The 15,215-nt window shown below is 69.4% G+C and carries 14 protein-coding genes; 8 read left to right on the top strand and 6 right to left on the bottom strand.

Going from position 1 to position 15,215, the window contains the following annotated elements; translation table 11 throughout:
- Nucleotides 1-2: 2 nt before the first annotated feature.
- Entirely contained in the window at nt 3-494 is a 492-nt protein-coding gene (gene purE, locus RA210_RS04280; RefSeq protein ID WP_136490640.1) for a 5-(carboxyamino)imidazole ribonucleotide mutase, read from the bottom strand.
- Nucleotides 495-710: 216 nt separating this feature from the next.
- Here purE and RA210_RS04275 point away from each other — a divergent pair, with 216 nt between their 5' ends.
- Nucleotides 711-2,459 (top strand): cation:proton antiporter, encoded by a 1,749-nt coding sequence (locus tag RA210_RS04275; RefSeq protein ID WP_201485517.1) that lies wholly within the window; start codon nt 711-713, stop codon nt 2,457-2,459.
- Between the two features lie 24 nt (nt 2,460-2,483).
- Here RA210_RS04275 and RA210_RS04270 read toward each other — a convergent pair whose 3' ends face one another.
- Both RA210_RS04270 and RA210_RS04265 read right to left on the bottom strand, forming a co-directional pair.
- On the bottom strand, nt 2,484-2,789 hold the full coding sequence (locus tag RA210_RS04270; protein ID WP_136490642.1) for a DUF6482 family protein: 306 nt from the start codon (nt 2,787-2,789) through the stop codon (nt 2,484-2,486).
- Between the two features lie 122 nt (nt 2,790-2,911).
- Nucleotides 2,912-3,586, bottom strand: coding sequence for a HutD/Ves family protein (locus RA210_RS04265; protein WP_201485516.1), 675 nt, complete (start codon nt 3,584-3,586; stop codon nt 2,912-2,914).
- Between the two features lie 302 nt (nt 3,587-3,888).
- Between RA210_RS04265 and hutI the strand changes: the two genes are divergently transcribed.
- The 6 genes from hutI to hutC all read left to right on the top strand — a co-directional run bounded on the left by hutI (nt 3,889) and on the right by hutC (nt 11,595).
- On the top strand, nt 3,889-5,106 hold the full coding sequence (gene hutI / locus RA210_RS04260; RefSeq protein ID WP_201485515.1) for an imidazolonepropionase: 1,218 nt from the start codon (nt 3,889-3,891) through the stop codon (nt 5,104-5,106).
- A complete protein-coding gene (gene hutG, locus RA210_RS04255; RefSeq protein ID WP_201485514.1) occupies nt 5,096-6,043 on the top strand; it encodes a formimidoylglutamase in 948 nt (315 codons plus the stop codon). Before hutI ends, hutG begins: the two co-directional genes overlap by 11 nt.
- Before the next feature lie 45 nt (nt 6,044-6,088).
- Nucleotides 6,089-7,780, top strand: coding sequence for a urocanate hydratase (gene hutU, locus RA210_RS04250; protein WP_201485513.1), 1,692 nt, complete (start codon nt 6,089-6,091; stop codon nt 7,778-7,780).
- 3 nt (nt 7,781-7,783) lie between these two features.
- The gene (gene hutH / locus RA210_RS04245; protein WP_201485512.1) at nt 7,784-9,322 is read left to right on the top strand and encodes a histidine ammonia-lyase; all 1,539 of its coding nucleotides are present in this window, start codon (nt 7,784-7,786) and stop codon (nt 9,320-9,322) included.
- 98 nt (nt 9,323-9,420) lie between these two features.
- The gene (locus RA210_RS04240; RefSeq protein WP_201485511.1) at nt 9,421-10,761 is read left to right on the top strand and encodes a Na+/H+ antiporter family protein; all 1,341 of its coding nucleotides are present in this window, start codon (nt 9,421-9,423) and stop codon (nt 10,759-10,761) included.
- A 120-nt stretch (nt 10,762-10,881) separates the two neighbouring features.
- Entirely contained in the window at nt 10,882-11,595 is a 714-nt protein-coding gene (hutC, locus tag RA210_RS04235; protein ID WP_201485510.1) for a histidine utilization repressor, read from the top strand.
- A 56-nt stretch (nt 11,596-11,651) separates the two neighbouring features.
- Here hutC and RA210_RS04230 read toward each other — a convergent pair whose 3' ends face one another.
- Nucleotides 11,652-12,278 carry a SanA/YdcF family protein gene (locus RA210_RS04230; RefSeq protein ID WP_168772534.1) on the bottom strand — a complete coding sequence of 209 codons (627 nt, stop codon included), beginning with the start codon at nt 12,276-12,278 and terminating at the stop codon, nt 11,652-11,654.
- A gap of 100 nt (nt 12,279-12,378) precedes the next feature.
- The gene (locus RA210_RS04225) at nt 12,379-13,326 is read right to left on the bottom strand and encodes a LysR substrate-binding domain-containing protein (RefSeq protein WP_201485509.1); all 948 of its coding nucleotides are present in this window, start codon (nt 13,324-13,326) and stop codon (nt 12,379-12,381) included.
- A 170-nt stretch (nt 13,327-13,496) separates the two neighbouring features.
- On the opposite strand from RA210_RS04225, the gene RA210_RS04220 reads away from it, so the two are divergent.
- Nucleotides 13,497-14,921, top strand: a complete 1,425-nt coding sequence (locus RA210_RS04220; RefSeq protein ID WP_201485508.1) for an aspartate ammonia-lyase — start codon at nt 13,497-13,499, stop codon at nt 14,919-14,921.
- A gap of 170 nt (nt 14,922-15,091) precedes the next feature.
- On the opposite strand, the gene RA210_RS04215 is transcribed toward RA210_RS04220, so the two are convergent.
- Nucleotides 15,092-15,215: transposase (locus RA210_RS04215; protein WP_201485414.1), on the bottom strand; the 124-nt coding region annotated here is incomplete at its 5' end.

The following is a 15,215-nucleotide window of genomic DNA, read 5'->3' as shown; positions in this document are numbered from 1 at the left end:
CCTCAGATTTCGCGGGGGTCCGAGTTTTCCAGTACCGACTCGGTCTGCTGGGTGCGGAAGGCCTTGAGCGCCTCGTGGAACTGCGGGTGCTTGCCGCCGAGGATGCTGGCGGCGAGCAGCGCGGCGTTGATCGCGCCGGCCTTGCCGATGGCCAGGGTGGCGACCGGGATGCCGCCGGGCATCTGCACGATGGACAGCAGCGAGTCGACGCCGGACAGCATCGACGACTGCACCGGCACGCCGAGCACCGGCAGGTGGGTCTTGGCCGCGCACATGCCCGGCAGGTGGGCGGCACCGCCGGCGCCGGCGATGATCACTTCCAGGCCGCGGCCTTCGGCTTGTTCGGCATACTGGAACAGCAGATCCGGGGTGCGGTGGGCGGACACCACCTTGACCTCGTGGGGGATGCCCAGCTTGTCCAGCATGTCGACGGTGTGGCTGAGGGTGCTCCAGTCGGATTTGGAGCCCATGATCACGCCTACCAGTGCGCTCATCGTCGTGCCTCTAGTTCTGCGCCAGCCTGGCGCGACAAAAACCAACAAGCCACGCCGGGCAACCGCGCGTGGCTTGTCTGCGAATGACAAATGCGGGCCGGACAGCGTGCTCGGCCAAAGAAAGCTGCGGAGTATATCGCAAAGGTTCTGTTGACGGGCAGACCCGCCTATCATCGAACGGGGGCGGCCGGCGGGGCCGCTCCCGAGGAGCCGGCCATGCATGCCATCGCCTTCATCCAGGACCTCGCCGTGCTGATGCTGGCGGCCGGGCTGGTGACGGTACTCTTCCACCGCCTCAGGCAGCCGGTGGTGCTCGGCTACATAGTCGCGGGCTTCCTGATCGGCCCGCACACCCCGCCGTTCGCCCTGATCAGCGACGAACGGAGCATCCGCATCCTCGCCGAGCTGGGGGTGATCTTCCTGATGTTCGGCCTCGGCCTCGAGTTCAGCCTGCGCAAGCTGCTGCGCGTCGGCCCCACCGCCATCCTCGCCGCCTTCTTCGAGATCGTGCTGATGGTCTGGCTCGGCTACCAGATCGGCCGGCTGTTCGCCTGGAGCGCGATGGATGCGCTGTTCCTCGGCGCGATCCTGGCGATCTCCTCGACCACCATCATCGTCAAGGCCCTGGGCGACCTGAAGATGAAGCACGAGCGCTTCGCCCAGTTGATCTTCGGCGTGCTGATCGTCGAGGACATCCTCGGCATCGCCATCGTCGCCCTGCTCTCCGGCATCGCCGCCAGCGGCAGCGTGGCCGCCGGCGAAGTGTTCGCCACCCTCGCCAAGCTGCTGCTGTTCATCCTGGTGTCGCTGCTGGTCGGCCTGCTGCTGGTGCCGCGCGTCCTCGCCTACGTGGCGCGCTTCGGCAGCGACGAGACCCTGCTGGTCGCCGTGCTCGGCCTGTGCTTCGGCTTCTGCCTGCTGGTCACCAAGCTCGGCTACAGCCTGGTACTCGGCGCCTTCCTGATCGGCGCGGTCATGGCCGAGTCGCGCCAGCTGGCGCAGATCGAGCGACTGGTCGAGCCGGTGCGCTACCTGTTCAGCGCGATCTTCTTCGTCGCCATCGGCCTGCTGATCGACCCGGCGGTCCTGCGCGAGCATGCCTGGCCGATCGCCGTGATCAGCCTCGCCGTGGTGCTCGGCAAGATCCTCAGCTGCAGCATCGGCGCCTTCGTCACCGGCAACGACGGACGCACCTCGCTGCGCGTCGGCATGGGCCTGTCGCAGATCGGCGAGTTCTCCTTCATCATCGCCGCCCTCGGCGTGCAGCTCGGCGTCACCAGCGACTTCCTCTATCCGGTGGCGGTGGCGGTGTCGGCGATCACCACCCTGACCACGCCCTACCTGATCCGCGCCGCCGACCCGCTGGCCCAGCGCCTCGCCAGGGCCATGCCGCCCGGCGTGGCGCGGGTGTTCGGGGCCTACGGCATCTGGCTGCGCAACCTGCGCCTGCCCGGCCAGCACGCCCTGCTGGCCAGCCTGATCCGCCGCAGCGTGCTGCACGCGGTGATCAACCTGGCGCTGGTGGCGGCGATCTTCCTCGGCGCCGGCTACTTCGCCGAGCCCATCGGCGCCTGGCTCGGCCGCCAGCAGCTGCCGCTGCCCCTGCACAAGGCGCTGATCTGGGGCGCCGCCCTGCTGCTCTCGCTGCCGCTGCTGATCGCCGCCTACCACCGCCTCAAGGCGCTGTCGCTGCTGCTCGCCGAGCTGGGCACGCGCAGCAGCCGCTCCCGCCGGGTGCGCCGGGTGCTCTCCGAGCTGATCCCGCTGCTGACCCTCGGCAGCTTCCTGCCGCTGCTCGCCACCCTCAGCTCGAGCATCCTGCCGCCGACCGAGTGGCTGCTGATCATCGGCCTGCTCGCCGTGACCCTGCTCGCCCTGCTGTGGCGCTGGTTCGTGCGCCTGCATGCGCGCCTGCATGCCGCCCTGCAGGAAGCCCTCGACCAGCACGAGCCGCCCGAACCCTGAGGCGCCCGCCGCGGCCCCGCAGCCTCACCAGTGCGAACGCATGCCGATCGGCACGCGCAGCGGTTCGCGGCGGCCCTCGGCGAGGCCGCACATCTCGTCGTAGGGCGACTGGTGCACCAGGTGGAAGGGCAGCAGCGGAACCTCCTGCAGCAGGTCGCGGGCGTGTTCCACCGAGCGCAGGTGGCAGACGCGCCCCTGCTCGTCGACCAGGCTGTGCGGGCGGCCGTCCATCTGCGCCTCCAGCACGTAGATGCCGCCCTCCAGGGAGATCAGGTCGAGGCTGTCGATGCGCCCGGCCAGGGCGTGGGTGGACAGGTCGTGCAGGTTCATGGCGCTCACCTCGCATCTATTTGTACAAGAAAAACAGCAGGTACAGTATTTGTACAAAATGGTGGCACGGCAAGCCCGGGCCGCGACCACCCGTCAGGGCGCCGCGCCGGCAGCCCCTGCGCTCAGCGCCGCCACAGCTGCACCCGCAGCAGGCGGGTCGGTGCCGAAGCCTCGAACAGCAGCAGGCCGCCAGCGTCGGCGGGCACAGCGGCGCCCTCGGTTGCGAGCGTAGTGGCGTCCGCTGCGGCATCCGCTGCTGCGCCCGCGGCTGCGCTCGCTGCTGCGCTCGCACCGAACAACAGCCCCTCGCCGGCGGCCAGGACGAACGGCCGGGCGTCGGCCAGCCAGCCGTCGATGCGGCCGGCGGCGCAGTAGAGCAGCTCCAGCTCGGCCTCGCGGCGCAGAAACTGGCGGCCGTGCAGCACCAGCACCTGCAGGCGGTGGCACCAGCGCGCGCGGCGGGTCATAACGTTGAAGTCGCCGACCGGGCCAGCGAGCAGTTCGGCAGTGACCGGCTGCTCGCCGGCGAACTGCAGCGGCACGGCAGCCGCGTCCAGTTCCAGCGCCTCGCCGGCACCGAAGTCCAGGCGCAGGCCGGCGCCCTCCAGCACCAGCAGGCTGCGGTCGACGCCGGGAAAGGCCGAGAACGGCCCGCCGCTGGCCACCTGCGCGCAGCTGATGCGCCAGTCGAAGTCGTCGAGGCCGGCGCCGGGCGGCGCCACGACCAGCTCGCGGGTTTCGCCGCCGCCGTTCTTCCACGGCCGCCGCGGTGCGGCGGCCAGACTGATCTTGCGCATGCTGCAGTGCTCCTCTGTGCGGGCGGGCCGTATCGGCTGGCAGCAAATGTATATACATACACGCGAAACCCGCAAGCACCGCCACCGCGCACCGCCGCCCGCCCGTCTCTTTCCGCCACCCGCCGGCCCGCCGAACCAGAAGCCACCCTGCGCCTACAACCCTTGCCACACTAGCCTTTGCGCGACTTTCCCGCCGCGCGCGGCAGCCCCTGGCCGGACCAACGGCAGTCGCAGCTGTTGACGACCTGCGTCCCCGCTCATATTGTATATACAAACAACGCCAACCGAAGGTCATCCACTCCATGTCCGCACCCTCCACCCCCCGCCTGCTGTGGCGCGACGTCAGCGTCTTCGACGGCCACAAGGAGCTGCCCGAGCCGATGGCCGTGCTGGTCGAGGACGGCCGCGTCGCCCTGCTCTGCCCGATGGCCGAGCTGGACGAGTCACGCGTCGCCGGCGCCACTCTCGCCGGGCGCGGCGGGTTGCTGACCCCCGGGCTGGTCGACTGCCACACCCACCTGGTGTACGCCGGCAACCGCGCCGGCGAGTTCGAGCAGCGCCTGGAAGGCGCCAGCTACGCGGAGATCGCCCGCGCCGGCGGCGGCATCCTCGGCACCGTGCGCGCCACCCGCGAAGCCTGCGAGGACGAGCTGTTCGCCCTGGCCCGCCCGCGTCTGGAAGCGCTGCTCGCCGACGGCGTGACCACCGTGGAGATCAAGTCCGGCTACGGTCTGTCGGTGGCCGACGAACTGAAGCTGCTGCGCGTCGCCCGCCGCCTCGGCGCGGAACTGCCGGTGCGGGTGCTGACCACCCTGCTCGGCGCCCACGCCCTGCCGGCGGAGTACGCCGGCAACGCCGACGCCTACATCGAGCTGGTCTGCGAGGAGATGATCCCGGCGGCCGCCGCCGAGAGCCTGGCCGATGCGGTGGACGTGTTCTGCGAGTCCATCGCCTTCAGCCCGGCGCAGTGCGAACGGGTGTTCGCCGCCGCCGCGCGCCACGGCCTGCCGGTCAAGGCCCATGCCGAGCAGCTGTCCAACCAGGGCGCCAGCGCGCTGGTGGCGCGCCACCACGGCCTGTCCGCCGACCATATCGAATACCTCGACGAGGCCGGCGTCGCCGCCATGGCGCAAGCCGGCACCGTCGCCACCCTGCTGCCCGGCGCCTTCCTGGTGCTCGGCGAGACCCAGCGCCCGCCGATCGAGCTGCTGCGCCGCTACGGCGTGCCGATGGCGGTGGCCAGCGACGCCAATCCCGGCACCTCGCCGCTGTTCCTGCCCACCCTGCTGCTCAACCTGGCCTGCAGCCTGTTCCGCATGACCCCGCGCGAAGCGCTGGCCGGGATGACCGCCCAGGGCGCGCGCGCCCTCGGCCTGCCGCAGCTGGGCCGCCTCGCCGAAGGCCTGCCGGCCGACCTGTGCCTGTGGGACGTCGAACGCGCCGCCGAACTGGCCTACGCGGTGCAGGCCGGGCGCCTGCGCCAGCGCATCTTCAATGGAGCCATTACGAATGAACGTTGATCGCCTGAACCTGGACGTCTGGCACGGCCGCGTCGACCCCGAGGCCGACAGCCCGCGCTGGCACCAGCGCATCCAGCCGCTGGGCGCGGACAGCCAGCCGGGCCTGGCCCTGCTCGGCTTCGCCTGCGACGAAGGCGTGCGGCGCAACCAGGGCCGCGTCGGCGCCGCCGGCGCCCCGGCAGCGATCCGCAAGATGCTCGCCAACCTGGCCTGGCACCGCCAGGGCCCGGCCTATGACGCCGGCGACGTGTGCTGCCTGGACGGCAACCTCGACGCCGCCCAGCAGCGCCTCGGCGCCAGCGTCGCCGAGCTGCTCGCCGCCGGCCACCTGCCGGTGGTGCTCGGCGGCGGCCACGAGGTGGCCTACGGCAGCTGGCAGGGCATCGCCGCGCACCTGAACGCCAAGCTCGGCCGCGCGCCGCGTCTGGCCATCGTCAACTTCGATGCCCACTTCGACCTGCGCGACCCGGCCCATGTGCACTCCTCCGGCACGCCCTTCGCGCAGATCGCCGAGGCCTGCGCCGCGCGCGGCTGGCCGTTCCGCTACGCCTGCCTCGGCGTCAGCCGCGCCGCCAACACCCGCGCGCTGTTCCACACCGCCGCCGAGCTGGGCGTACTGGTGCGCGAGGACTTCGAGATCCGCGAAAGCACCCTCGAGGCCATCGGCGCCGAACTGGACGCCTTCGTCGCCGAGGCCGACGCCATCTACCTGACCGTCGACCTCGACGTGCTGCCGGCCTGGGAAGGCCCCGGCGTCAGCGCCCCGGCCGCCCACGGCGTGCCGGTCGCCCTGCTCGAGCCCCTGATCGAGCGCCTCGCCGCCAGCGGCAAGCTGCTGCTCGCCGAGCTGGCCGAACTGAATCCCGAACACGACCAGGACCACCGCACCGCCCGCGTGGCGGCGCGCCTGATCCACAAGCTGTCCCTGCACGGCTGACCCCAACCCCACGCCCCAACAACAACAAGCGAAAGAGGAACCCCGATGAGCACCATCGATCCCCGCCACGACCCGAGCCGCAAGATCGCCGCCCCGACCGGCACCACCCTGCGTTGCAAGAGCTGGCTGACCGAAGCGCCGCTGCGCATGCTGATGAACAACCTGCACCCGGACGTGGCGGAAAAACCCGAGGATCTGGTGGTCTACGGCGGCATCGGCCGCGCCGCGCGCAACTGGCAGTGCTACGACAAGATCGTCGAGGTGCTCGAGCGCCTAGAGGACAACCAGACCCTGCTGATCCAGTCCGGCAAGCCGGTCGGCGTGTTCGAGACCCACAAGGACGCCCCGCGCGTGCTGCTGGCCAACTCCAACCTGGTGCCGCACTGGGCCACCTGGGAGCACTTCAACGAGCTGGACCGCAAGGGCCTGGCCATGTACGGCCAGATGACCGCCGGCAGCTGGATCTACATCGGCAGCCAGGGCATCGTCCAGGGCACCTACGAGACCTTCGTCGAGGCCGGTCGCCAGCACTACAACGGCGACCTGACCGGCCGCTGGGTCCTCACTGCCGGATTGGGCGGCATGGGCGGCGCCCAGCCGCTGGCCGCCAGCCTCGCCGGCGCCTGCTCGCTGAACATCGAGTGCCAGCAGTCACGCATCGACTTCCGCCTGCGCACCCGCTACGTCGACGAGCAGGCCACCGACCTGGACGACGCCCTGGCGCGCATCGACCGCTACACCAGCGCCGGCAAGGCGGTGTCCATCGCCCTGTGCGGCAACGCCGCCGAGATCCTCCCCGAGCTGGTGCGCCGCGGCGTGCGCCCGGACATGGTCACCGACCAGACCAGCGCCCACGACCCGCTGCACGGCTACCTGCCGCTGGGCATGAGCTGGGACGAGTACGTCGAGCGCGGCAAGACCGAGCCGGAAGCGGTGGCCAAGGCCGCCAAGCGCTCGATGGCCGTGCACGTGCAGGCCATGCTCGACTTCCAGAAGATGGGCGTGCCGACCTTCGACTACGGCAACAACATCCGCCAGATGGCCCTGGAAGAAGGCGTCAAGAACGCCTTCGACTTCCCCGGCTTCGTTCCGGCCTACATCCGCCCGCTGTTCTGCCAGGGCATCGGCCCGTTCCGCTGGGTGGCGCTGTCCGGCGATCCCGAGGACATCTACAAGACCGACGCCAAGGTCAAGGAACTGATCCCCGACAACCCGCACCTGCACCGCTGGCTGGACATGGCCCGCGAGCGCATCAGCTTCCAGGGCCTGCCGGCGCGCATCTGCTGGGTCGGCCTGAAGGACCGCGCGCGCCTCGCCCAGGCGTTCAACGAGATGGTCGCCAACGGCGAGCTGAAGGCGCCCATCGTCATCGGCCGCGACCACCTGGACTCCGGCTCGGTGGCCAGCCCCAACCGCGAGACCGAGGCCATGCTCGACGGCTCGGACGCCGTGTCCGACTGGCCGCTGCTCAACGCCCTGCTGAACACCGCCGGCGGTGCCACCTGGGTGTCGCTGCACCACGGCGGTGGCGTGGGCATGGGTTATTCGCAACACTCCGGGGTGGTGATCGTCGCCGACGGCACGCCGGACGCCCACGCCCGCCTCGGCCGCGTGCTGCGCAACGACCCGGGCACCGGGGTGATGCGCCACGCCGACGCCGGCTACCAGATCGCCATCGACTGCGCCCGCGAGCAGGGTCTCGACCTGCCGATGATCAATCCGGTGAAGGGAGCCTGAGCCATGACCCACAACCTGCATCTCGTCCCCGGCCAGCTGACCCTCGCCGACCTGCGCGCCGCCTACCAGCAGCCGCTGCGCGTGACCCTGGACAGCGGCTGCCACGCCGCCATCGACGCCAGCGTGGCCTGCGTCGAGAGCATCATCGCCGAAGGCCGCACCGCCTACGGCATCAACACCGGCTTCGGCCTGCTGGCCTCGACCCGCATCGCCCCGGCCGACCTGGAGAAGCTGCAGCGCTCGCTGGTGCTGTCCCACGCCGCCGGCGTCGGCGAGCCGCTGGACGACGCCATGGTGCGCCTGATCATGCTGCTCAAGGTCAACAGCCTGGCGCGCGGCTTCTCCGGCATCCGCCGCAAGGTGATCGACGCGCTGGTCGCCCTGATCAACGCCGAGGTCTACCCGCACATCCCGCTGAAGGGCTCGGTCGGCGCCTCCGGCGACCTCGCCCCGCTGGCGCACATGTCGCTGGTGCTGCTCGGCGAGAGCAAGGCGCGCTACCAGGGCCAGTGGATCGACGGCCGCGAGGCGCTGGCGGTGGCCGGCCTCGAGCCGCTGACCCTGGCCGCCAAGGAGGGTCTGGCCCTGCTCAACGGCACCCAGGCCTCCACCGCCTACGCGCTGCGCGGCCTGTTCGAGGGCGAGGACCTGTTCGCCGCCGCCACCGTCTGCGGCGGCCTCAGCGTCGAGGCCATGCTCGGCTCGCGCGCCCCGTTCGATGCGCGCATCCACGCCGCCCGCGGCCAGCGCGGGCAGATCGACGTGGCCGCCGCCTACCGCGACCTGCTCGGCGCCAGCAGCGAGATCGCCCAGTCCCACGAGAAGTGCGACAAGGTCCAGGACCCCTACTCGCTGCGCTGCCAGCCGCAGGTGATGGGTGCCTGCCTGACCCAGCTGCGCCAGGCCGCCGAAGTGCTGCAGATCGAGGCCAACGCCGTGTCGGACAACCCGCTGGTGTTCGCCGCCGAGGGCGACGTGATCTCCGGCGGCAACTTCCACGCCGAGCCGGTGGCCATGGCCGCCGACAACCTGGCGCTGGCCATCGCCGAGATCGGCTCGCTGTCCGAACGGCGCATCTCGCTGATGATGGACATGCACATGTCGCAGCTGCCGCCGTTCCTGGTGGCCAACGGCGGGGTCAACTCCGGCTTCATGATCGCCCAGGTCACCGCCGCGGCGCTGGCCAGCGACAACAAGGCCCTCGCCCACCCGCACAGCGTCGACAGCCTCCCCACCTCGGCCAACCAGGAGGACCACGTGTCCATGGCGCCGAACGCCGGCAAGCGCCTGTGGAGCATGGCCGACAACGTGCGCGGCATCCTCGCCATCGAATGGCTGGGTGCCTGCCAGGGTCTGGACTTCCGCACCGGCCTGAAGACCTCGGCGAAGCTGGAACAGGCACGCAGCCTGCTGCGCGACCAGGTCCCGTACTACCAGGAAGACCGCTTCTTCGCCCCGGACATCGAGGCGGCCAGCGCGCTGCTCGCCGCGCGCGGCCTCAACGCGCTGATGCCGGCCGGGTTGCTGCCCTCCCTGGGCTGACCGACGCCAACGTGCCCTGCCCGCGGCCCTGCGCCGCGGGTGCGGGCCGCTGCGTCCTGCTTTTCCCCGACAACAACAACTAGCGAGTGGAAAACGACATGAATGCAATCGTTCTGGCCGTGCTGGTGATGGTCGTGCTGGCCATGCTGCGCGTCTCGGTGGTGTTCGCCCTGATCATCGCCGCGGTGGTCGGCGGCCTGGCCGCCGGCATGCCGATGGACAGGATCGTCGCCGCCTTCGGCGACGGCCTCGGTGGCGGCGCCCCGGTGGCGCTGGCCTACGCCGCCCTCGGCGCCTTCGCCGTGGCGCTGTCGCGCACCGGCATCGCCCAGCGCCTGTCGGCGCGCGTGGTCGCCCATCTGGGCCACGGCGAGCAGGCCAGCGGCAACCTGGTGCTGATCAAGTGGGGCATCCTCGCCGCGCTGATCGTCGCCGGCGCCCTGGCCGAGACGCTGATCCCGGTGCACATCGCCTTCATCCCGCTGCTGGTGCCGCCGCTGCTGTACGTGATGAACCGCATGCACCTCGACCGCCGCCTGGTGGCCTGCGCCATCACCTTCGCCATCACCACCCTGTACATGGCGGTGCCGGTGGGCTTCGGCGCGATCTTCCTCAACGACATCCTGATCGCCAACATCAACCAGGCCGGCGCCGCCCAGGGCTTCAGCGTCACCCGCGACATCGCCCCGCAGGCCATGCTGCTGCCGGCGCTGGGCATGGTCGCCGGCCTGGCCATCGCCGCCTTCAGCTACCGCCGCAAGCGCAGCTACCAGAGCGTGGTGGCCAGCGGCGAGCCGGCGGATGAGGCCGGCGGCAGCCTGAGCCGCCGCCAGGTGGGGATGATCGGCCTGGCCCTGCTGCTGGCGCTGGTGGTGCAGCTATGGACCGACTCGATGATCTTTGGCGGCCTGGTCGGCTTCGCGGTGATCTCGCTGAGCGGGGTGATCGCCTGGCGCGAGCAGGACGACGTGGTGGTGCAGGGCATGCGCCTGATGGCCCAGGTCGGCTTCATCATGATCGCCGCCGCCGGCTTCGCCGCGGTGATGAAGGCCACCGGCGGCATTCCGCAGATGGTCGAGGACTCGGTGCAGCTGATCGGCGACAACCGCGCCATGGCCGCGCTGGTCATGCTGCTGGTGGGGCTGTTCATCACCATGGGCATCGGCTCGTCGTTCTCCACCGTGCCGATCATAACCGCCATCTACGTGCCGCTGGCGCTGGGCTTCGGCTTCTCGCCGCTGGCCATCGTCGCCCTGGTCGGCACCGCCGCGGCGCTGGGCGATGCCGGCTCGCCGGCCTCCGACTCGACCCTCGGCCCGACCGCCGGCCTCAACGCCGACGGCCAGCACGACCACATCTGGGACACCGTGGTGCCGACCTTCCTGCACTTCAACCTGCCGCTGCTGGCCTTCGGCTGGGTGGCGGCGATGGTGCTGTAACCCCGGTGCGCACGGCGCACCCTACGACCGCGCCAACCGTAGGGTGCGCCACGCGCACCATGAACCCGCGGCCAGCCTTGGGTATCATCACCGCCAGCCGCGAACACCAAGGAACCCGCCGTGACCAGCACACCGCGCTACAAGCAGATCGAGGACTTCCTGCTCGAGCGGATCGACAGCGGCGCCTACCCGGCGCACCACCAGATCCCCCCGGAGGAGCAGCTGGCCCGCGACTTCGGCGTCAGCCGGATGACCGCCAACAAGGCGATCCGCGACCTGGTGCAGAAGGGCTACCTGGTGCGCCAGGCCGGCCTCGGCACCTTCGTTACCGACCGCAAGGCCGAATCCTCGCTGCAGGAAGTGCTCAACATCGCCGCCGAGGTGCGCGGCCGCGGCCACCGCTATTCCAACGACGTGCTGCGCTGCGAGGCCATCGCCGCCGACGACGAGGTGGCCCTGCGCCTGGGCGTGCGCCTGGGCAGCCAGGTGTTCCACACCATCCTCGTGCACCGCGAGGACGAACTGCCGATCCAGCTCGAGGAACGCTTCGTCAACCCGCGCTGGGTGCCCGACTACCTGACCACCGACTTCGCCCAGCACACCCCCAACGAGGTGCTGGTCGCCGCCTGCCCGATTTCCGACGTCGAGCACGTGGTCGAGGCGGTGCTGGTCGACCAGGCCACCGCCGCCGCGCTGGGCATCGACAGCACCGCGCCCTGCCTCTCGGTGATCCGCCGCACTTGGTCGGGGGAGAACCTGATCAGCTACGCGCGGCTGATCCATCCGGGGGATCGCTATAAGTTGCGGTCGTCGATGCGGGGGTTGGGGGGGTAGGGAGCGGCCTCACTTGCCACCTGTGGGAAAGCCCATATGGGACCTGGGAAGTGCACTCATAGTTTTATCGGCTCCCCATAATGTCTCGGCTCCGAATGCAGGACCTCTACATCAACTACCGCCCTGACTCTTGAAAAAACCTCTCGCACCTTGGTACGCAATCCGCTATAAGCACCAACTTCCCCGGCATTGAAGCCTGTGAGACTGACACCATTGGCCTTGCCTATGTAGATGGCCCTCGCATTGTGGAACTCCTGAGAAATCACGATGCCTGAAGCCTGGCCAAAGACATGCCTGAATCTCACTACCGAGTCCAGGGTTCTGCCCCCGGCATAGTCACAGTAGATATCCGCTATCGGCACCCCCTGCTCCACCAGGCTCTGCCGCATATCCTCCGGCTCGTTGTAGTCATGATGCCGATTGTCTCCAGAAACCACGATCCTGGAGCATTTGCCTGCCGCATACACCTGCTTGGCCGCCTCGATCCTGAACTTGTAGAACAGGTTCTCGCCACCACTCTTCAGATATTTTGAAGTTCCAAGCACCAGGCACGCTTTTTCCGTGGGAAGCTCGTCCACAACATTGCCGGAAAAATCCTGATATCGGATCACCTTCAGATTCGCATAGGCGAAAAAAGCCACCAGCAGCGAAACAGAAACAAGCAATAATTTCTTGAATGACATTCCTGTCGAACCTCTTCCTGATGTATATAACGAAGCAAATAGGGTAACCAACGGCGCGATTTTTTCTACCGATCCCAGCGGCGGGCAATCGCTGCGCGAGTTACCCGCCCTGCCGGACCGGGCCGGCATCGCTCCCGGCGCCGGCAAGAGCCCCCGCCCCCTCCTCCAGCACCTTCCACAACCTCCTCACCGCCGGCTTGTGCAGCAGCGCGCAGCGGTACAGGCGGATCTCCAGCGGCACCTGCCACTGCTCGCCGCCGCACACCGCCAGCTCGCCGCGCGCCAGTTCGTGTTCCACCGACAGGCGCGGCACCCAGGCCACGCCGAGGCCCTGCAGGGCCATGCTCTTCAGGCTGTCGGCCATCGCCGTCTCGTACACGGTGGTCGAGCGCAGGCCGCGCTGGCGCAGCAGCAGGTTGACCGAGCGGCCGAGGAAGGCGCCGGCGGTATAGGCCAGCAGCGGCACGCTCTGCCCGCTGTCGAGGTCGTAGAGCGGGCGGCCGGCCTCGTCCACCGCGCACACCGGCAGCATGGCGGTGGCGCCCAGGTGCAGCGAGGGGAACAGCTCGGGGTCGAGCTGCAGCGAGGCTTCCGGGTCGTAGTAGGCGAGGATCAGGTCGCAGGTGCCGTCGCGCAGGGCGTGCATCGCCTCGCCGACGTTGGTGGCGACCAGCCGGCTCTTGATCGTCAGGCCGGTGCGGCGCAGGCCGGCGATCCAGGTCGGGAAGAAGCCGAGGGTCAGCGAGTGGGCGGCGGCGAACTGCAGCATGTCGCCCTGCTCGCCCTCCAGGTCGTGCAGGTGGCGCACCGCCTCGCCGAGCTGGCCGACCACGTTGCGCGCGGTGACCAGGAACAGCTGGCCGGCCTCGGTCAGCTCCACCGGGGTGCGCGCGCGGTTGACCAGGGTCAGGCCGAGGGCTTCCTCCAGGGCGCGGATGCGCCGGCTGAACGCCGGCTGGGTGACGAAGCGCTTGAGCGCCGCCTGGGAGAAGCTGCGGGTGGCGGCCAGGGCGACGAAGTCTTCCAGCCACTTGGTTTCCAGGTTCATCGCGCCTCCGTCGGCCGCAGTCGGATCGCCGGCGTCAAGACGCCGTTACAGCTTCATTATGCTGATTCGGCATGACCCAGCAAGCAACAGCATTGGCCGCCGATCCGCCACAGCCCCTAACCTATGGGCGTCGCGGTGCTCACCGCCATCCTTCGGAACCTCACGCCATCATGTCCGCTGCTGCATCCTTCCGTATCGAAAAAGACCTGCTCGGCACCCTCGAAGTCCCCGCCGATGCCTACTACGGCATCCAGACCCTGCGCGCGGTGCAGAACTTCCGCCTGTCCGGGGTGCCGCTGTCGCACTACCCGAAGCTGGTGATCGCGCTGGCGATGGTCAAGCAGGCGGCGGCCGATGCCAACCACCAGCTGGGGCACCTCGACGGCGACAAGCATGCAGCGATCAGCAAGGCCTGCGCGCAACTGATCCGCGGCGAGCACCACGACCAGTTCGTGATCGACGTGATCCAGGGCGGCGCCGGCACCTCGACCAACATGAACGCCAACGAGGTGATCGCCAACCTGGCGCTGGAGGTCATGGGCCGGCCGAAGGGCGACTACAAGGCGCTGCACCCGAACAACGACGTGAACATGGCGCAGTCGACCAACGACGCCTACCCGACCGCCATCCGCCTCGGCCTGCTGCTCGGTCACAACACCCTGCTGGCCAGCCTGGACAGCCTGATCCAGGCCTTCGCCGCCAAGGGCGAGGAGTTCGCCGGGATCATCAAGATGGGCCGCACCCAGCTGCAGGACGCCGTGCCGATGACCCTCGGCCAGGAGTTCCGCGGCTTCGCCACCACCCTCGGCGAGGACCTCGACCGCCTCAAGCGCCTGGTCCCGGAGATGCTCACCGAGGTCAACCTCGGCGGCACCGCCATCGGCACCGGCATCAACGCCGACCCGCGCTACCAGAAGCTGGCGGTCACCCGCCTCGCCGCGATCAGCGGCCAGCCGCTGGTGGCGGCCGCCGACCTGATCGAGGCCAGCTCGGACATGGGCGCCTTCGTGCTGCTGTCGGCCATGCTCAAGCGCACCGCGGTCAAGCTGTCGAAGATCTGCAACGACCTGCGCCTGCTGTCCAGCGGCCCGCGCACCGGCATCAACGAGATCAACCTGCCGCCGCGCCAGCCGGGCAGCTCGATCATGCCGGGCAAGGTCAACCCGGTGATCCCCGAGGCGGTCAACCAGGTCGCCTTCGAGGTGATCGGCAACGACCTGGCGGTGACCCTCGCCGCCGAGGCCGGCCAGCTGCAGCTCAACGTCATGGAGCCGCTGATCGCCTACAAGATGTTCGACTCGATGCGCCTGCTGCAGCGCGCCATGGACATGCTGCGCGAGCACTGCATCGTCGGCATCACCGCCAACGCCGCGCACTGCCAGCACCTGGTCGAGCACAGCATCGGCCTGGTCACCGCGCTCAACCCGTACATCGGCTACGAGAACGCCACGCGCATCGCCAAGCTGGCGCTGGACAGCGGCCGCGGCGTGCTGGAACTGGTACGCGAGGAAGGTCTGCTCGACGAGGAGATGCTGGCCGACATCCTGCGCCCGGAGAACATGATCGCCCCGCGGCTGGTGCCGCTGAAGGGCTGATCGCTACCCGGTTCCAGGCGCCGCCGGTGTCCTTTTTGTCGGCACAACAGAACGCGCCGGCGGCGCCTGACATCCTTGCGGCGCGCGATGCGCGCCACCCGACAACCGGCATGGTGAGGTCCCATCCCGGTGTCCTTGGGACGCTCATGGCTCGTCCCTTTTTTATTGGTTCATCGCATTTTCCCGGGGAAGGCGGCCTTGATTTTCAGGAAAAAGTAATCGGCGTCCCTGAAGCCATAGGCCATGCGCTTGATCACCTTGATCCGGTTGTTCACCCCCTCCAGCAGGCTGGTG

It is taken from the genome of Pseudomonas sp. OF001, assembly GCF_904426495.1.
In the GTDB taxonomy this organism is placed as follows: Bacteria; Pseudomonadota; Gammaproteobacteria; order Pseudomonadales; family Pseudomonadaceae; genus Geopseudomonas.
This window is presented reverse-complemented; position numbering and strand designations above follow the sequence as displayed.

Coding starts and splice junctions, on each gene's coding strand:
- purE (WP_136490640.1), bottom strand. CDS start 494: ATGAGCGCACTGGTAGGCGTGATCATGGGCTCCAAATCCGACTGGAGC.
- RA210_RS04240 (WP_201485511.1), top strand. CDS start 9,421: ATGAATGCAATCGTTCTGGCCGTGCTGGTGATGGTCGTGCTGGCCATG.
- RA210_RS04270 (WP_136490642.1), bottom strand. CDS start 2,789: ATGAACCTGCACGACCTGTCCACCCACGCCCTGGCCGGGCGCATCGAC.
- RA210_RS04265 (WP_201485516.1), bottom strand. CDS start 3,586: ATGCGCAAGATCAGTCTGGCCGCCGCACCGCGGCGGCCGTGGAAGAAC.
- hutH (WP_201485512.1), top strand. CDS start 7,784: ATGACCCACAACCTGCATCTCGTCCCCGGCCAGCTGACCCTCGCCGAC.
- hutI (WP_201485515.1), top strand. CDS start 3,889: ATGTCCGCACCCTCCACCCCCCGCCTGCTGTGGCGCGACGTCAGCGTC.
- RA210_RS04230 (WP_168772534.1), bottom strand. CDS start 12,278: ATGTCATTCAAGAAATTATTGCTTGTTTCTGTTTCGCTGCTGGTGGCT.
- hutU (WP_201485513.1), top strand. CDS start 6,089: ATGAGCACCATCGATCCCCGCCACGACCCGAGCCGCAAGATCGCCGCC.
- RA210_RS04275 (WP_201485517.1), top strand. CDS start 711: ATGCATGCCATCGCCTTCATCCAGGACCTCGCCGTGCTGATGCTGGCG.
- hutG (WP_201485514.1), top strand. CDS start 5,096: ATGAACGTTGATCGCCTGAACCTGGACGTCTGGCACGGCCGCGTCGAC.
- RA210_RS04220 (WP_201485508.1), top strand. CDS start 13,497: ATGTCCGCTGCTGCATCCTTCCGTATCGAAAAAGACCTGCTCGGCACC.
- RA210_RS04225 (WP_201485509.1), bottom strand. CDS start 13,326: ATGAACCTGGAAACCAAGTGGCTGGAAGACTTCGTCGCCCTGGCCGCC.